This window comes from Streptomyces sp. NPDC001933 (assembly GCF_042890955.1).
Classification (GTDB): Bacteria; Actinomycetota; Actinomycetes; order Streptomycetales; family Streptomycetaceae; genus Streptomyces.
This window is the reverse complement of record NZ_JBIASS010000003.1, coordinates 87491-102693: the sequence shown is the minus strand read 5'-3', so window position 1 is coordinate 102693 and position 15203 is coordinate 87491. Positions and strand designations below refer to the sequence as shown.

At 71.3% G+C, this 15203-nt stretch carries 14 protein-coding genes; 11 read left to right on the top strand and 3 right to left on the bottom strand.

The window, feature by feature from the left end; all coding sequences use genetic code 11:
• The 3 genes from ACFYY7_RS08255 to ACFYY7_RS08245 are packed head-to-tail and all read left to right on the top strand — an operon-like array spanning position 1 to position 2789.
• Positions 1 to 801 carry an ABC transporter permease gene (locus ACFYY7_RS08255; RefSeq protein WP_388658609.1) on the top strand — a complete coding sequence of 267 codons (801 nt, stop codon included), beginning with the start codon at positions 1 to 3 and terminating at the stop codon, positions 799 to 801.
• A gap of 31 nt (positions 802 to 832) precedes the next feature.
• The gene (locus ACFYY7_RS08250; protein WP_388658607.1) at positions 833 to 2122 is read left to right on the top strand and encodes a sensor histidine kinase; all 1290 of its coding nucleotides are present in this window, start codon (positions 833 to 835) and stop codon (positions 2120 to 2122) included.
• A 19-nt stretch (positions 2123 to 2141) separates the two neighbouring features.
• Entirely contained in the window at positions 2142 to 2789 is a 648-nt protein-coding gene (locus tag ACFYY7_RS08245; RefSeq protein ID WP_358941471.1) for a response regulator transcription factor, read from the top strand.
• Between the two features lie 46 nt (positions 2790 to 2835).
• Here ACFYY7_RS08245 and glgX read toward each other — a convergent pair whose 3' ends face one another.
• Positions 2836 to 5046, bottom strand: coding sequence for a glycogen debranching protein GlgX (gene glgX, locus ACFYY7_RS08240; RefSeq protein WP_388658605.1), 2211 nt, complete (start codon positions 5044 to 5046; stop codon positions 2836 to 2838).
• Positions 5047 to 5199: 153 nt separating this feature from the next.
• On the opposite strand from glgX, the gene ACFYY7_RS08235 reads away from it, so the two are divergent.
• The 7 genes from ACFYY7_RS08235 to ACFYY7_RS08205 all read left to right on the top strand — a co-directional run bounded on the left by ACFYY7_RS08235 (position 5200) and on the right by ACFYY7_RS08205 (position 12619).
• Positions 5200 to 6426, top strand: coding sequence for an Ig-like domain-containing protein (locus tag ACFYY7_RS08235; protein ID WP_388658602.1), 1227 nt, complete (start codon positions 5200 to 5202; stop codon positions 6424 to 6426).
• 213 nt (positions 6427 to 6639) lie between these two features.
• Positions 6640 to 7884: an Ig-like domain-containing protein gene (locus tag ACFYY7_RS08230; protein WP_388658599.1), complete on the top strand. Its 1245-nt coding sequence runs from the start codon at positions 6640 to 6642 to the stop codon at positions 7882 to 7884.
• Between the two features lie 110 nt (positions 7885 to 7994).
• The gene (locus ACFYY7_RS08225) at positions 7995 to 8762 is read left to right on the top strand and encodes an enoyl-CoA hydratase/isomerase family protein (protein ID WP_266729595.1); all 768 of its coding nucleotides are present in this window, start codon (positions 7995 to 7997) and stop codon (positions 8760 to 8762) included.
• 251 nt (positions 8763 to 9013) lie between these two features.
• Positions 9014 to 9529 carry an ATP-binding protein gene (locus ACFYY7_RS08220; protein WP_388658596.1) on the top strand — a complete coding sequence of 172 codons (516 nt, stop codon included), beginning with the start codon at positions 9014 to 9016 and terminating at the stop codon, positions 9527 to 9529.
• A 376-nt stretch (positions 9530 to 9905) separates the two neighbouring features.
• The gene (locus tag ACFYY7_RS08215) at positions 9906 to 10724 is read left to right on the top strand and encodes a polysaccharide deacetylase family protein (protein WP_388658595.1); all 819 of its coding nucleotides are present in this window, start codon (positions 9906 to 9908) and stop codon (positions 10722 to 10724) included.
• Positions 10724 to 11911, top strand: coding sequence for a hypothetical protein (locus ACFYY7_RS08210; protein WP_388658592.1), 1188 nt, complete (start codon positions 10724 to 10726; stop codon positions 11909 to 11911). Before ACFYY7_RS08215 ends, ACFYY7_RS08210 begins: the two co-directional genes overlap by 1 nt.
• A gap of 90 nt (positions 11912 to 12001) precedes the next feature.
• Complete coding sequence (locus ACFYY7_RS08205) at positions 12002 to 12619, top strand: ADP-ribosyltransferase (RefSeq protein ID WP_388659748.1); 618 nt, start codon at positions 12002 to 12004, stop codon at positions 12617 to 12619.
• Positions 12620 to 12631: 12 nt separating this feature from the next.
• Here the strand turns inward: ACFYY7_RS08205 and ACFYY7_RS08200 are convergent, their stop codons facing one another.
• Entirely contained in the window at positions 12632 to 13270 is a 639-nt protein-coding gene (locus ACFYY7_RS08200) for a GNAT family N-acetyltransferase (protein ID WP_388658589.1), read from the bottom strand.
• Between the two features lie 166 nt (positions 13271 to 13436).
• Between ACFYY7_RS08200 and ACFYY7_RS08195 the strand changes: the two genes are divergently transcribed.
• Positions 13437 to 13652: an EF-hand domain-containing protein gene (locus ACFYY7_RS08195; RefSeq protein WP_388658587.1), complete on the top strand. Its 216-nt coding sequence runs from the start codon at positions 13437 to 13439 to the stop codon at positions 13650 to 13652.
• Between the two features lie 41 nt (positions 13653 to 13693).
• On the opposite strand, the gene ACFYY7_RS08190 is transcribed toward ACFYY7_RS08195, so the two are convergent.
• Positions 13694 to 15181, bottom strand: a complete 1488-nt coding sequence (locus tag ACFYY7_RS08190) for a carboxylesterase/lipase family protein (protein WP_388658585.1) — start codon at positions 15179 to 15181, stop codon at positions 13694 to 13696.
• Positions 15182 to 15203: the final 22 nt, after the last annotated feature.

The window sequence follows — 15203 nt, the reverse complement described above, 5'->3', positions numbered from 1 at the left end:
ATGACCACGCCGAACTCAGCCACGGCGGACCCGGCCACGGCCACCAGGACACCCGCACCGGCATCCGCGCGCAAGGCGGTGCTCAGGTCCGAGACCCGGCTCTTCCTCCGCGAACCCGCCGCCCTGTTCTGGATCCTCGTCTTCCCGACCGGGCTCATGACGATCCTCGGCCTGATCCCCTCCTTCAGGGCCCACGACGACGCGCTCGGAGGCCGGCGCGTCATCGATCTGTACGTACCCGTGGCGGTGCTGCTCGCCATGATCATGTCCGGGCTGCAGGCCATGCCGCCCGTCCTCACCGGCTATCGCGAACGCGGCATCCTGCGCCGGATGTCCACCACTCCGGTACGCCCCTCCGCGCTGCTCACGGCGCAGATCGCCCTGCACGGCGCCGCCGCCCTCGGCTCCGCCGCACTGGCGATGGCCGTCGGCCGGGTCGCCTTCGGCGTCGCGCTGCCCGGACAGCCCGTCGGCTACGTCCTGGCGCTGCTGCTGTCGACGGCGAGCGTGCTGACCCTCGGCGCACTGCTCTGCGCCCTCTCCCGTACGACCAAGGCGTCCGCTGGCATCGGTTCGGCCGTGAACGTCCTGATGATGTTCACCGCCGGCGTCTGGATCCCGGTGCAGAGCATGCCCGACAACCTCCGGAACATCGTCCGGTTCACCCCGTTCGGAGCGGCGTCCGAGGCGCTGGACCGGGCGGTGTCCGGCAGCTGGCCCGGTCTGACCCAGCTCGGTGTGATGGTGCTGTGGACCGCGCTGGTGACCTTCCTCGCGACCCGTCTGTTCCGGTGGGAGTGACCGTCGCGCCGGATACGGGGAGACTGCACCCATGAAGGCGCGGGACACGGCGACGGCACACCGGAACGATGTGACCAGTGCCGAGCTGGGGTGGGAGCGGTTCTTCCGGTACGGGCCCTACGGGTTCCTCGGCCTGAGCACCGTTGTCGCGGCCGTGAGCGCCCCACTCATCATGGACCGCGCGGACGTGTACGCCACCGCGGTGCTGGTGCCGGTGGCCCTGGTCCTCCAGCTCTGGTGGGGGCGGGTCGGGCCGACCAGGCCGCCCAGGTCGCGGGCGGCTCAGTGCTACTTCGTCGCCCGCACCGCGCTCGCCTTCGTGCTGACCTGGTGCAACCCCTTCTACTCGGTGTTCGCGATCCTCGGATACTTCGACACCGGCCGGCTGCTCCCGAGCCGGGCCGTCCGCCCCGCGCTGCTGGTCACCGCCGCCATCATGGCGGGCGCGCAGTGCGGCAGCGGTCTGCCGCCGGCCTCCCTGATGAACTGGTTCGCCTTCGCCGCCCTGTTCGGCCTGCACGGAACCCTCACCATGGTGTTCGCCAGGATCGGCGACCGGGAGGCCGACCACGCCCGCACCCAGGTCGACACCATCACCGAACTGGAGTCGGCCAACGCCCGGCTCGAACAGGCCATGGCGGAGAACGCCGGGCTGCACGCCCAGCTCCTGGTCCAGGCCCGCGAGGCGGGCGTCGCGGACGAGCGCCGCCGGCTCGCCGCCGAGATCCACGACACCCTGGCCCAGGGCCTGGCCGGCATCATCGCCCAGCTCCAGGTGGTGACCTCGATCGGCGACGCCGACCCGGCGCAGGCCCGGGTGCACCTGGACCGTGCCGCCGCCCTCGCCCGGCACAGCCTCGGCGAGGCCCGCCGCTCGGTCCACGACCTGCTCCCTGCCGCGCTGGAACACGACGACCTGCCGGGCGCGTTGAAGCGCACGGTCACCGAGTGGTCCGAACGCCACGGGATCCGGGCCGACTTCACCGTCACCGGCACCGTCGAGCCGGTCCACGACGAGATAGCCGCCACCCTCCTGCGGATCGCCGGGGAGGCCCTCGCCAATGTCGGCCGCCACGCCGGGGCCTCCCGGGCCGGAGTCACGTTGTCGTTCATGGGGGACGAACTCACCCTGGACGTACGGGACGACGGCTGTGGCTTCGACCCGGCCGCCCTGCCGCCGGCCGGCGGTGCGGGCGGCTTCGGGCTCGGCGGCATGCGGGCCCGCGCCGAACGCATCGCGGGCACCGTCGAGGTGGAGACGGAGCCGGGCCGGGGCACGGCGGTCAGTGCCCGGGTGCCCCTGGTCCGGCACGGCCGATGACCAGTACGGTTGTCCTGCCATGGCTCAGGAATCCGCACGTGTCATCACCCTCGTCGTCGTCGACGACCACCCCGTCGTACGGGACGGTCTGCGCGGCATGTTCGACTCGGCCCCGGACTTCGACGTCCTCGGGGAGGCGTCGAACGGGGTCGAGGGGGTCGAGCTGACGGTCCGGCTGGACCCCGATGTCGTCCTGATGGACCTGCGGATGCCGGGCGGCGGCGGAGTCGCCGCCATCGCCGAACTGGCCCGGCGCGGCGCCCGGTCCAAGGTGCTGGTCCTCACCACGTACGACACCGACTCCGACACCCTGCCCGCGATCGAGGCCGGCGCGACCGGCTATCTGCTCAAGGACGCGCCCCGCGACGAGCTGTTCACCGCCGTCCGCGCCGCCGCCGACGGCCGCACCGTGCTCTCGCCCGCCGTCGCCTCCCGGCTCATCTCACGGGTGCGCACCCCGGCGGCGGGCAGCGAGGCGCTGTCGGGCCGCGAGCGCGAGGTGCTCGAACTCGTCGCGAAGGGCACCTCGAACCGGGAGATCGCCGCCGAGCTGTTCATCAGCGAGGCCACCGTGAAGACCCATCTCACCCATGTCTTCGCCAAGCTGGGCGCCAAGGACCGGGCCGCCGCCGTCGCGATCGGCTACGACCGGGGCATCCTCGGCTGACCCGGCCCCTGACCCTGACCCTGACCCCGGCGCCCGCTCACTCCGCTCATTCCGTGACGCGCAGCAGCTGCACCGACCTGGCCGGCACGGTCAGCGTCCCGTCGCCCGGGTGGACGGTGCCGGGAGCCGTGGCCTGGTCCTCCCGCGAGGTGTCCAGGACCAGCTCGTAGCTCCGCGCCCACGGCGGCCCGGGGAGCCGGAAGCCGCACGGGCGGTGGTCGGCGTGCAGGACCGCCAGGAAGCTGTCGTCCGTGATCTGCTCGCCCCGCGCGTCCCGGCCGGGGATGTCGCGCCCGGAGAGGTAGAGGCCGACCGTGGCGGCCGGCGCGTACCAGTCCGCCTCCGTCATCTCCGTACCCCCCGCCGTGAACCACGCCAGGTCCCGCAGCCCGTCCGCCGCCTGCGGCAGCCCGGAGAAGAAGGCCCGGCGGCGCAGCACCGGATGGGTGCGGCGCAGCCGCAGCACCCGGGCCGTCAGCTCGGTCAGCGCCCGCCAGCCGGGCTGTTCGAGCAGCGACCAGTCCAGCCAGCCGATCTCGTTGTCCTGGCAGTAGGCGTTGTTGTTGCCGCCCTGCGTACGGCCCATCTCGTCGCCCGCGACCAGCATCGGCACGCCCGTCGACAGCAGCAGCGTGGTCAGCAGATTGCGCAGCTGGCGGCGGCGCAGCGCGTTGATCCCGGCATCCTCGCTCTCGCCCTCGGCGCCGCAGTTCCAGGCCCGGTTGTCGTCGGTGCCGTCCCGGTTGCCCTCGCCGTTGGCCTCGTTGTGCTTCTGCTCGTAGCTCACCAGGTCGCGCAGGGTGAAGCCGTCGTGCGCGGTGACGAAGTTGACCGAGGCGTACGGGCGCCGGCCGCCCCACGCGTAGAGGTCGCTGGACCCGGTCAGCCGGTAGCCGAGGTCGCGCACGTCGGGCAGGGCGCCGCGCCAGAAGTCCCGCACGGCGTCCCGGTAGCGGTCGTTCCACTCGGTCCACAGCGGCGGGAAGGCGCCCACCTGGTAGCCGCCGTTGCCGACGTCCCACGGCTCGGCGATCAGCTTCACCCGGCGCAGCACCGGGTCCTGGGCGATCACCGCGAGGAACGGCGAGAGCATGTCGACGTCGTGCATGGAGCGGGCCAGCGCGGCCGCGAGGTCGAAGCGGAAGCCGTCGACGCCCATCTCCGTCACCCAGTAGCGCAGCGAGTCCGTGATCAGCCGCAGCACCTGCGGCTGGACCACGTGCAGGGTGTTGCCGCAGCCGGTGTAGTCCGCGTACCTGCGGGCGTCGGGCTGGAGGCGGTAGTAGGCCCGGTTGTCGATGCCGCGCAGCGACAGCATCGGACCGAGCTCGCCCGCCTCCGCCGTGTGGTTGTAGACCACGTCGAGGATCACCTCGATCCCCGCGTCGTGCAGCGCCCGCACCATCCGCTTGAACTCGCCGACCTGCTGGCCCGCGGTGCCGCTCGCCGAGTAGCCGGCGTGCGGGGCGAAGTAGCCGATGGAGTTGTAGCCCCAGTAGTTGTGCAGCCCGCGCCTCAGCAGATGGTCCTCGTGGGCGAACTGATGCACCGGCAGCAGCTCCACCGCCGTCACGCCGAGCCGCTGGAGGTGCCCGACGGCCGCCGGATGGGCGAGGCCGGCGTACGTGCCCCGCAGCTCCTCGGGGATCCCGGGGTGCAGCTTGGTGAAGCCGCGTACGTGCAGTTCGTAGATGACCGAGTCCGCCCACGGGGTCTTGGGCCTGCGGTCCTCGGCCCAGTCGTCATGGTCATGGACCACGACGCCCTTGGGGACGTGCGGGGCGGAGTCCCGTTCGTCGCGGACGGTGTCGGCGACCTGCTGCTGCGGCCAGTCCCTCACATGGCCGTACACCTCGGCCGGAAGGGTGAACGCGCCGTCCACCGCCCGTGCGTACGGGTCGAGGAGCAGCTTGGCCGGGTTCCAGCGGGCCCCGGTCCAGGGGTCCCAGCGGCCGTGCACCCGGTAGCCGTAGCGCTGCCCCGGCCGCACCCCCGGTACGAAGCCGTGCCGGATCTCATGGGTCAGCTCGGTGAGCGCGAGCCGCCGCTCGGCCCCGTCCTCGTCGAAGAGGCAGAGCTCGACCCCCTCCGAACCGCCCGCCCAGAGCGCGAAGTTGGTGCCCGCGACCCCGTCGGGGCCCACCCGGAACCGGGCCCCGAGCGGCGTCGGGGCGCCGGGCCACACGGCGGGCGGCCGCCCCGGGGCGGCCGCCGTACCCGGCTCCCGTACTGCCTCCTGCTCGGCTGCGCTCGACACCTGCTCGCCTCCCGCGGCTCGTGGGGACCGGCACCGAAAGGGAGCGCACGGCGTCCCGGCCGCGGCTCCCCGAATGTGGTCCTCCCCCTGTTTCTGCCCACCCGGACGCCCGCACTCACGTTTCCCCCGACCGGCCCCTGTCGTTGGGCGGGCGTGAACCACGTAGCGAAGAGGGCGGTGGCGAACCCGGCCACCGCGGCGACATGGGCAGGGCTGCTCGTCGTGCTGGCGGTACTGACCGGCTGCACCGGCGTCGGATCGATCTTCAGCGGGAAGGCGGGCCCGCCACCGGACGTGATCCAGGTCACCCCGCGGGACGGGGCGAAGAACATCGGCCCGGACGACCGGGTCGGGGTGAAGGTCTCCGACGGCCGGCTGAAGAGCGTGGCGGTGACCCGGATCGAGGACGCGCAGCGCCAGAAGGTGCCGGGCCGGATCGCGGACGACGGCCGGTCCTGGGCGCCCGCGAGCGGGGCGGGCCGGCTGAGGCTCGCCGCCAAGTACAGCGTGGACGCGGTGGCCGTGGACGGCTCGGGGCACCGCTCGGCCCGCCACACCACCTTCACCACGGCCGTGCCCGAGCACCGATTCATCGGCTACTTCAAGCCGGAGAACCGCTCCACGGTCGGCACCGGGATGATCGTCTCCTTCGACTTCAACCGGCCGGTCACCAATCGCGCGGCCGTCCAGAGGGCCATCAAGGTGACGGCCGTTCCGCCGGTCGAGGTGGCGGGGCACTGGTTCGGCGAGAGCCGGCTCGACTTCCGCCCCGCCGCCTACTGGAAGCCGGGCACCGAGGTGACCGTCGAGATGGCGCTGCGCGACGTGGAGGGCGCACCGCACGTGTACGGCACCCAGGACAAGAAGGTCGTCTTCGAGATCGGCCGCTCCCAGACGTCCCTGGTCGACGCGGCCGCGCACACCATGGAGGTGCGCCGCGAGGGCGAGGCCGTCACCACCATTCCGATCACGGCGGGCGCCGCGGGGAAGACGACCACGTACAACGGGAAGATGGTGGTCAGCGAGATGCACGAAGTGACCCGGATGAACGGCCGCACGGTCGGCTTCGGCGGCGAGTACGACATCAAGGACGTCCCGCACGCCATCCGGCTCACCGATTCCGGCACCTTCCTGCACGGCAACTACTGGTCGGCCGAGAACGTCTTCGGCTCTCAGAACGTCAGCCACGGCTGTGTCGGGCTGCTCGACGTACAGGGCGGCGGCAGCGACACCCCGGCTGGCTGGTTCTACGACCGGACGCTCGTCGGCGACGTGGTCGAGGTCGTCAACTCCAAGGACAAACAGGTCGCGCCGGACAACGGGCTCAGTGGCTGGAACCTGGACTGGGCCGGGTGGAAGGCCGGTTCCGCCCTCCGCTGACCCCCGTCGGCCCGCCCCGCCCGGCCGTCACCCGCGCCACCCGGCAGAGCCCCGGGACAACTTGGGACTGAACGGTGACATCCGGGGGGTCATTTCCCCACGCTCGGTGTGATTATCTTTCGCTGAGCGTGCATGTGCAGCGCGCGGGGGAGGGAGCCTTCGGGCTCCCGGGGGCCTTGGCGGGGCCAGGCCGTGTGAGGGGAGACGACCACATTGAACGGGCAGCCGATATCGGGGACATCGGCCGGGGCGAACGGCGTACGGGGCGGGCGAGGATCCACCGGACCGCTGGCTCTGGTTCTGGGTGCGCTGTTGTTGCTGGTGACGGCGTGCGGCGGGGGAGACGACGCCGGCGGCAAGGGCGGCGGCGCGGGGAAGGCCGAGGACACCTCGGCCTCGCAGGCCGTGGTGACCGTCGCGCCGAAGGACGGCGCGGACTCCGTCGCGACGAGCGGCGTGCTGAAGGTCTCGGCAGACCAGGGGAAGCTGACCACGGTCAAGGTCTCCGACCCCAAGGGCACCGAGGTCGAGGGGAAGATCGCGGCCGACGGCGCCAGCTGGGCCCCGGACCAGCACCTGGCCGCCGCGACCAAGTACAAGGTCCACGCGGTCGCCAAGGACTCCAAGGGCCGTGAGTCGGCGAAGGACACCAGCTTCACCACGCTGGTCCCGCAGAACACCTTCATCGGGCAGTACACCCCGGAGGACGGTTCCACGGTCGGCGTCGGGATGCCCGTCTCGATCCACTTCACCCGCGGCATCACCGACCCGGAGGCGGTCGAGAAGGCGATCAAGGTGACGGCCGAGCCGTCCGTCCCGGTCGAGGGCCACTGGTTCGGCAACGACCGGCTCGACTTCCGCCCCGAGGACTACTGGGCCGCGGGCACCAAGGTGACCGTGAAGCTCAACCTCGACGGCGTCGAGGGCCGCCCCGGTGTCTACGGCAAGCAGGCCAAGACGATCTCCTTCACCATCGGCCGCAAGCAGGTCAGCACGGTCGACGCGAACACCCACCGGATGAAGGTCGTCCGCGACGACCAGCAGATCAAGGACATCCCGATCTCGGCGGGCGCCCCGGCGACCACCACGTACAACGGTCAGATGGTCATCAGCGAGAAGCTCAAGGTGACCCGGATGAACGGTGACACCGTCGGCTTCGGCGGCGAGTACGACATCAAGGACGTGCCGCACGCGATGCGTCTGTCCACCTCGGGCACCTTCATCCACGGCAACTACTGGGGCGCCTCCAGCATCTTCGGCTCGACCAACACCAGCCACGGCTGTGTCGGTCTGCAGGACGTGCGCGGCGCCTGGTCCAAGAAGACCTCGGCGGCCTGGTTCTTCGACAACTCCCTCATCGGTGACGTCGTGGTCGTGAAGAACTCGCACGACAAGACGATCCAGCCGGACAACGGCCTCAACGGCTGGAACATGTCCTGGTCGGAGTGGACCAAGTAGTCCTCCGCGCAAGCGACGCGTGGTTCTCCGCGCAAGCCGTACGGAGCGGGCCCGGTGCTGTGACCAACAGCACCGGGCCCGCCGTCGTTAGCGACGGTTAACCTGCCCCCATGACCGCAAACCTCGAAGTACGCGACGGCGTCGGCACGATCCTGCTGGACCGCCCGCCCATGAACGCCCTGGACGTCGCCACCCAGGACCGGCTGCGTGAACTCGCCGAGGAGGCGACCCGCCGCGACGACGTGCGCGCCGTGGTCCTCTACGGCGGCGAGAAGGTGTTCGCGGCGGGCGCGGACATCAAGGAGATGCAGGCGATGGACCATACGGCGATGGTCGTACGGTCCAAGGCGCTGCAGGACTCGTTCACCGCGGTGGCCCGGATCCCCAAGCCCGTCGTCGCCGCCGTCACCGGCTACGCGCTGGGCGGCGGCTGCGAACTGGCGCTCTGCGCCGACTTCCGCATCGCCGGCGACAATGCCAAGCTCGGCCAGCCCGAGATCCTGCTCGGGCTGATCCCGGGCGCGGGCGGCACCCAGCGTCTGGCCCGGCTGATCGGCCCCTCCCGGGCCAAGGACCTGATCTTCACCGGCCGCCACGTGCGGGCCGAAGAGGCCCTGGCGATCGGTCTGGTGGACCGGGTGGTGCCCGCCGCCGAGGTGTACGAGCAGGCGCACGCCTGGGCCGCCGCGCTGGCCAAGGGGCCGGCTCTGGCGCTGCGCGCCGCCAAGGAATCCATCGACGCCGGCCTGGAGACGGACATCGACACCGGGCTCACGATCGAACGGAACTGGTTCGCCGGACTGTTCGCCACCGAGGACCGGGAGCGCGGAATGCGCAGCTTCGTCGAAGAGGGTCCGGGCAAGGCCAAATTCCTCTGACCGAACGCCAGTTGGGCACAGACTGACGCGCGTTCATCCGTGCGGGCGGATTAGCTGGGCCTTAAGACAACCTTGAGGCCCAGCACCGCGATGAGCCCTCGGATCGCGCTCGGAGGGCATGTTCGTGCAGGTCAGAGGGGTTGTAGCGGCTCGCATTCTGCCACTGGCATATGCCTACCCGCCTCCATGGAACGGCCTGTTCCGGGGCGCTGATTCCTTCGGAACGGCCCCGGCGCGCCCGTCTTGCGGCCATGATGGTGTCCATGGCGGGCCTGGAGGGTGTGGAACAGCCGCGACCGCACGGCGGTGCGACAGCGGCGCGGTGGATGCCGACCACGGAGGACGAACAGGCGTTCAAGGCACTGGAGTTGTTCGGGAATCCGGCGGAGGGTGAAGTCCGCTTACCTTCCCGTCCGGAGTCCGCGGCCACTGCCCGGCGGCTCACCTCGTGCGTGGTGCTGCGTCAGTGGGCGCTCTCCCCGCAGACCGCCGAGTATGCCGTGCTGCTCGTCTCGGAGCTGGTCGGCAACGCGGTGCGGCACACCGGCGCCCGGGTCTTCGGACTGCGGATGATGCGCCGCCGCGGCTGGATCAGGATCGAGGTGCGCGACCCCTCGCGCGGCCTGCCCTGCCTGATGCCCGTTCAGCCGATGGATGTCAGCGGGCGGGGCCTCTTCCTCGTCGACAAGCTCTCCGACCGCTGGGGTGTGGATCTGCTGCCGCGCGGCAAGACCACCTGGTTCGAGATGCGGATCTCCGACCGCTGATCCCGGCCGGCGGGTCCGTACCCGTGCCCGCCCGTGCCCGGAAACCACAGCAGCCCCCGTCCGCCGTGGTGAGGCGCTTCGGGGGCTGCTGTGTGGGGGCCGCGAAATGGGGGGTGTGTTCGCGGCCGCTTGTGACGACCTGGCTCGGGTCATGCGGTCGTGTGACCGACTATGGCAGACGGGCGACCTCTCCGCCAAAGGTGCAATTGATACATCTCCGCCCATAGAGGGACATTCTCCGAATGAATCACAGGTGTGATGGGTCACTTGCCTGTAAAAGTGTGAATATTTATGGGATTGGGTGAGTGATTCATTCGGTTCGCCCATATGTCTTAAGTGTTATTTCCATCTCATTTCGCCCCTACTGTGTCTGCACATGAACGTCTCCGACACTCCGGTGCACCGCCGCGGCGCCCTGCGCGCGGGAGCAGGGGCCGCCCTCGTGGGTGTCCTCGCCGCCGGATGCGCGGACCGCGATGCCGTCGGCACACCGGCCGGGACCGTCACGGACACGGTGAGCCCGAAGAACCTGGCCGACGCGACCACCCGGCCCCCGTCCCCGAACCCCGCCCCCGGACCGCACCGCTTCCCCGGACAGCCGGTCCAGATCGACCACGGCCCCCGCGACCGCGCCCGCGTCGCCCTCACCTTCCACGGCCAGGGCGACCCCGCGATCGCCCGCACCGTGCTCGCCGAGGCCGAACGGGCCCACGCCCGGGTCACCGTCCTCGCCGTCGGCAGCTGGCTCGACGAACACCCCGACATGGCCCGGCGCATCCTCGACGGCGGCCACGAACTCGGCAACCACACCCAGCACCACACCGACATCTCCTCGATGGGCGAGGCCGAGGCGTACGCGGAGATCAACGACTGCGCCCAGCGGCTGCGCAGGCTCACCGGCTCCATCGGCACCTGGTTCCGCCCCTCGCGCGCCCGGAACGCCACCTTGCTCGTCCAGCGGCTGGCCGCCAGGGCGGGCTACCCGCACGTCCTCTCGTACGACGTGGACTCCCTCGACTTCACCTCTCCCGGCGCCGAGGCCGTCACCCGCAAGGTGGCCGGGGAGATCCGCAACGGATCGGTGGTGAGCCTGCACTTCGGCTACGCGGACACGGTTGCCGCGCTGCCCCTCCTCCTCACCGAAATCGACCGCCGCCGACTGCGCGCGGTGACGACCACGGAGCTGCTGACCTGATGTCTCCCTCCACCAAGCACACCGCGGCCCTGCTCGGGGGCGTCCTGCTGGCCGTACTCACCGGCTGCGGCACCTCCGCCGAGAAGACGAACGTCCGGGCCGTCGGCAGCGAGGCCGCCCGGCCCACCGAGGCCGACCGCGTCGCGCCGCCCGCACCACCGGGGCTCCCCGGGATGCCCCCGGTGCTCGACGCCAAGGACGTCTACTCGGCCGACCGGGGAAAGCTGTCCCCGGTCGTCAAGGACTTCCCGTCGCGGGTGTACGTCCCCAACACCAACTCCGACACCGTGTCCGTGATCGACCCCGCCACGTACAAGGTCATCAAGACCATCAAGGTCGGCCGCCAGCCGCAGCACGTCGTCCCCTCCTGGGACCTGAAGACCCTCTGGGTCAACAACGACATCGGCGACAGCCTCACCGCCATCGACCCGGCCACCGGGAAGACCGGCCCCACGGTGCCGGTCTCCGACCCGTACAACCTCTACTTCACCCCGGACGGCAAGTACGCCGTGGTGATGGCCTCGATGGACCGTCAGCTGGTCTTCCGCGACGCCCACACCATGAAGACGGCCAAGGCCGTCCCGGTGGGCTGCGAGGGCGTCAACCACGCCGACTTCACCGCCGACGGCCGGTACTTCATCGTCTCCTGCGAGTTCTCCGGCGAACTCCTCAAGGTCGACACCGCGAAGATGAAGGTCGTCGGGCAGCAGAGGCTGCCGCTGAACGGCGCGATGCCGCAGGACGTGAAGCTGTCGCCGGACGGCGGGACGTTCTACATCGCGGACATGGTCGCCGACGGGATCTGGGTGCTGGACGGGAAGAAGTTCACCACCCCGAAGCTGCTGCACACCGGCAAGGGCACCCACGGCCTCTACGTCAGCCGCGACTCCAAGCAGATGTACATCTCCAACCGCGGCGAGGGCACCATCTCCGTCTTCGACTTCGCCAAGCGCAAGCTGGCGACGAAGTGGCGGCTGCCCGGCGGCGGCAGCCCCGACATGGGCGGGGTCTCGGCGGACGGCAAGGTCCTCTGGCTGAGCGGACGTTACGACGCCGAGGTGTACGCGATCGACACCGCCACCGGCAAGCAGCTGGCCCGTATCCCGGTGGGCAGCGGCCCGCACGGACTCGCCGTCTACCCGCAGCCGGGCCGCTACTCGCTCGGCCACACCGGCGTCTTCCGCTGACGGCCCGGCGTCAACACCGCGCCTGACACGCTCGCCTTCGGGTGACGCTCCATGGCCCGGCGCAATGCCGCCGCGACAGTGACCATCATGATGATCACTTCTCGTCTGCGGCGCCGGGCCGCACTCGCCGTTCTCTCCCTCTCCGCCGTGCTCGTCCCGGCCGCCGCCACGGAGGCCGCCCCCGCGGTCGCTCCGGCCGCCGCCCCCGCCGCCGCGTTCAAGCCCGGCGGCTGCCCGGCCGTCGCCGACCACCTCTTCGCCGCCGCCGACCCGGTGGACCTCGACCGGATCACCCCGCAGCCCTCGTGGCGGGTCGACTGCCGCCAGCTCTACCGGGCGGACGGCCGGGGCCCGGCGACCATCTTCGACGAGGGCTTCCACGCCAGGGACATCGACTACGGCCAGTACGACCTGGAGAAGTACGTCCTGGTCAACCAGCCGTCGCCGTTCGTCTCCACCACGTACGACCACGACCTGTACAAGAAGTGGAAGAGCGAGTTCAACTACTACATCGACGCTCCCGGCGGCATCGACGTGAACAGGACGATCGGCGACACCCACAAGTACGCCGACCAGGTGGAGGTCGCCTTCCCCGGCGGCGTCGACCGGGAGTACATCGTCGGGGCGTGCCCGATCGACCGGGCGACCAAGACCGAGATCATGAACGAGTGCGTCGACAACCCGCACTACAAGCCGTGGCGCAGCTGATCCGGCGAACAGTCACCCCATGACGAACAGGGCCTCCGAGCCCACCGGCCGGTAGCCCGCCGCCTGGAACGTCCGCACACTGCGGGCGTTCCCCGGCGACTGCTGGGCCCACACCACCGCGTCCGGCACCAGCTGCCGGGCCGCCCGCGCGAGCCGCTTGCCCAGCCGCCGGCCGCGCGCCTCCTCGGCCACCTCGATCGCGGTCTCCCAGCGGCCCGCGACGCCCCGGCCGAGGATCACCACACCGCCGTCGGCGGACCAGACCCGCACCTCGTCGCGGTACCGCATCGCCCGCGCCACCCGTGGATGTTCCGGGTCCTCGATCTCCCGCAGCTCGATCTCCGGTTCGCCGGGCAGCGCGGGGGCGACCGTCAGCAGGTCGACGGTGTTCATGTGCCGGCCGGTCCGGGCCAGCAGCGCGTTCAGGAAGTGCGGGTTCATCGTCGCGGCGAGCTCGTCGCCGGGCGTTTCGGCCAGCACGGCCCGCACCCAGTCGGGGTCCTCGTCGGTGAAGACCACCGAGTGCGCGGTGAACGCCAGCACCCCGGCGTCCCGGGCCGAGGGCTGCCGCACCACGGTCGTCGAACCGTCCGGCGGCGGAAACCGCCCGTGCGCCGAGGCCGCCAGGATCCGTGCCAGCGCGTCATCCATCGGTGTCCCGCTTCCCCGTCCGGTCCGTGGTCCGCCGGGCGGCGGACTCCCCCCACTCATGATCGACTACCGGCCGCCGCGAACGCCATCGGTCACGACCGTTAATCTGACACCGTCGGTCAGGCATTGGCCAGGCATTGATCAGGGATTACGAAGGGGCGGAACCGTGGCGGACATAGACGCGGCGCGCAAGGCATTCGAGCGGTTCGATCTGAACGGCGACGGGCTGATCTCGGCCGTCGAGTACAAGAGCGTGATGGCGCAGCTCGGCGACCCCTACGTCACCGAGACGGTGGCCCAGGCCGTCATCAACTCGCACGACGGCAACGGCGACGGGCTGCTCACGTTCGACGAGTTCTGGGCGGCCCAGAACAAGGACTGAGTCCTGAAGGCCCCCCGGCCTCCCGGGCCGGGGGCCGCCGTTCAGGCGCCCTCGCGGTACGGAGCCCAGCCGCGCAGCTCCTCGTCGCGCGGGGCCCGCACCACGGCGGGCCTGCCGGGGCCGAAGCCCATCACCGGGCGCGAGGCGTCCCAGGCCGGCCAGCCGGGGTCGCCGGACGCGGCGAACGCCACCCAGGCCGCGTGCATCGCGTCGGCCAGCTCCTGCGGGGCGTCCGGACCTGCCAGCGCCACCGCGTCCGGCTTGTCCAGCGTGTCGAAGACGAAGCCGATCTCCAGCGCATGACAGGCGCCCAGCCGCAGCACCGGGGACGGCCAGCCGAACTCGTAGACATGGGTGCTTCCCGGCCCGTCCGCACAGGCGTCGGCCACCCGGTTCAGCGGGACCCGCAGCAGCAGATCGGTGGCGAGCGCCCCGAGCAGCTCACCCGGCGTGGCATCCGGCCGGTTCGCCCGGTACGTACGCGTCGTGGCGCCCGGCACCTTGAACTTCAGCAGGGCCAGCCTGAGCTTGAATGCGGACAGCCGCTCCGTCAGACCGCTGGGGACGAACCAGAGCCGGTACTCCTCGCTGTTCGAGCCCAGCAGCAGATCGACACCGGACGCGGCGCCGTCCAGCAGCGCTTCGAGCGGATCGCGGGGCAACAGATCGCCGTCCACCACGATCTGGAAGGAATTCCCGCCGGTCAGCGGCGAGCCGCCGGCCGTCACCTCGGTCTGCGCGGCCAGCAGCGCGGCCGGATCCACCGCGGCCAGCGCCCCGGCCGTCGCCGCCACCCCGAGCCGCTTGGCGATCAGCTCCGTGGTGCGCCGGGCGCCCGCGCCGAGCGGCAGCGCGGTCGGCGCGCCGCTCTGCAGCACGGCCCGCCGGAACAGGCCCTTGGCCCGAGGGGCGGCCAGCAGGGCGCCGATGCTGATCGCCCCCGCCGACTCGCCGCACACCGTGACCAGCTCCGGATCGCCGCCGAACGCCGCGATGTTCTCCCGAACCCAGGTCAGGGCCGCGATCTGGTCGAGCAGCCCCCGGTTGGCGGGCGCGTCCGGGAACACCCCGAACCCCTCCACGCCGAGCCGGTAGTTGACCGACACCAGGACCACCCCGTCCCGGGCGAACGCGGTCCCGTCGTACAGCGGAACCGCCGACGAGCCGTGCAGCAGCGAACCGCCGTGGATCCAGACGATGACGGGCAGCCCGGCGGCGGCCGGGGACGGCGTCCACACATTGAGGTTGAGGCAGTTGTCGCCCGGTACGTCGGGGTCGGGCAGCAGCCGGTCCAGCGGCGGGTTGTACGGCCGCTTGGGCGCGGTCGGCCCGAACGCCACCGCGTCCCGCACCCCTTCCCACGGCTCCGGCGGCACGGGTGCCCCGAAGCGCAGGGCGCCGACCGGCGCGGCGGCGTACGGGATGCCGCGGAAGACGGCGACACCCTGCTCCAGCGTGCCGCGCACCGCCCCGTGGACCGTGCTGACCCTGGGCGACGTCCCGGGTATCGGAGTGGGTACGGCAGACATGTGGTTCAGCCCTTCTGAGGTG